The organism is Okeania hirsuta (assembly GCF_003838195.1).
Taxonomy (GTDB): domain Bacteria; phylum Cyanobacteriota; class Cyanobacteriia; order Cyanobacteriales; family Microcoleaceae; genus Okeania; species Okeania hirsuta.
The window spans coordinates 1-1947 of record NZ_RCBY01000529.1 but is presented as its reverse complement, the minus strand read 5'-3'; the positions used below and the strand labels follow the sequence as shown (position 1 = coordinate 1947).

Sequence of the window (1947 nt, the reverse complement as noted above, 5' to 3'; positions counted from 1 at the left end):
CTTTGTGGGTTTAATACCCCACCGTCAACGGGGGTGTTCACGCATTACTTGGGGGAGCGAATCCCCATGTAATTTTCCTCCTGTCTCCAGTATAGCTGTCTCCTGTCTCCTTCTTCAAGTTTTATTAACTACACTCGATTTAAGATTGTTGAATGACCCAGAGTAGTTAACATTGAAAGCATCAGGTAAAATCGCATCAGCTAACTTAGCACGACTTAAATTAGCCTCACTCAAATTAGTATCAAGTAAATTTACCCAACTTAAATCAGCACCATTAAAATTAGCTTTAGTCAAATTAGAAGCAGACAAATTAGAACTGTTGAGATCGACTTGACTGAAATTAGCCTTAGTCAGATTTGCACTACTCAAGTCTGTAACAATTAAATATGAACCAGTTAAATCAGCTTTACTCAAATCTGCCCCTACTAAATTAGCACCAATCAAACTTACATATTTCATATTTGCATGAATCAGACAAGCATAGCTGAGACTAGCACTAAAAAGAAAAGCACCATCTAAATTCGCTTGAGAAAGGTTAGCGCAAAACAAAAAAGCACGATTTGCATCAATTTTTGATAGATTAGCACAACTTAAGTTAGCATTACTCAGATTAGCTTCAGATAATTTAGCACTTGTTAAGTTAGCTTCACTTAAATTTGCCCCTACTAAATTTGTACCACTCAAATTAGCATTACTAAGATTGACTCCACTAAGGTTAGCATTCGTCAAGTCAGCATCACTAAAATCAGAATTACTAAAATCAGCACCACTCAGATTAATACCACTAAGGTCAACTTCCGGCAGCTTTATAGCAATAAAGTTTCTATTACCATTAGTATAATCTTCTCGTATTTGCTTGGCATCTCTTATGGGCATCTACGCTAAATAGTTTAGGTTTGTTCTAGGTACTATTATCTCAAAATACTAATCAATTATAATAAAGCTTAATTTTTTATTAAGTAAAGAAAAGCGATCGCTATATACTCAAGAAGAAAAATGATAGATCGTCAACTAAAAATTGTTTCTCTAATTCCTAGTGCTACAGAAATTGTTGCTACATTGGGATTAACGGATGCTATGGTGGGTAGAAGTCACGAATGTGATTATCCTTCAGAAGTTAAAAATTTGCCTGTTTGTACTCAGCCTAAATTTAATCCTGAGGGAAGTAGTCGTGAAATTCATAATCGAGCTACGGAGTTATTACAATCAGCTTTGAGTGTCTACCGTGTAGAAACAGAAACCCTAGAAAAATTAGAACCTACTCATATTATTACTCAAGCTCAATGTGATGTTTGTGCTGCTAGTTTGGCAGAAGTAGAAGCTGTAGTAGCAAATTTAACTAAAAGTCATCCTCAAATTATTTCATTACAGCCTAATTTATTGGCAGAAGTTTGGGCAGATATGGAACAAGTAGCAATGAGTTTAGGAGTGGATGGAAATGAAGTAATTTCTCAGTTAAAATATAGGGTTAAAGCTTGTTCGGAAAAAACTCAAAATTTACCAGTTAATGATATTCCGAAAGTAGCTTGTATTGAGTGGAGCAATCCGCTAATGGCAGCAGGAAATTGGATACCAGAATTAGTTAAGTTAGCTGGGGGAAATTCATTATTTGGAGTAGTGGGAAAACATTCTCCATGGTTAAAATGGGAAGAGTTATTAATTGCTAATCCAGATATTATAATTTTCATGCCTTGTGGTTTTGATTTAGAACGTACTCGCCAAGATACTATGGAGTTAATTAATCGTCCAGAATGGCAAGATTTACCTGTAGTTAAATCGGGGAAAGTTTACATTACAGATGGTAATTCTTATTTTAATCGTCCAGGGCCGAGATTAGTCGATTCTTTAGAAATTTTAGCGGAAATTTTACATCCTGAATTATTTAATTTTGGTTATCATTTTCTTTGTGGGTTTAATACCCCACCGTCTACACGGTGTTCAAAATTA

At 35.0% G+C, this 1947-nt stretch carries 2 protein-coding genes; one reads left to right on the top strand and one right to left on the bottom strand.

Annotation, left to right across the window (positions count from 1 at the left end; all coding sequences use genetic code 11):
- Positions 1–114: 114 nt before the first annotated feature.
- The gene (locus D5R40_RS32535; RefSeq protein WP_124155851.1) at positions 115–876 is read right to left on the bottom strand and encodes a pentapeptide repeat-containing protein; all 762 of its coding nucleotides are present in this window, start codon (positions 874–876) and stop codon (positions 115–117) included.
- A gap of 120 nt (positions 877–996) precedes the next feature.
- Here D5R40_RS32535 and D5R40_RS32530 point away from each other — a divergent pair.
- Positions 997–1947 (top strand): cobalamin-binding protein (locus D5R40_RS32530; protein WP_134239670.1); only part of this gene is annotated, 951 nt, incomplete at its 3' end.

Excerpts from the sequence above, each read along its gene's own strand:
- D5R40_RS32535 (WP_124155851.1), bottom strand. The coding sequence starts at position 876 with ATGCCCATAAGAGATGCCAAGCAAATACGAGAAGATTATACTAATGGT.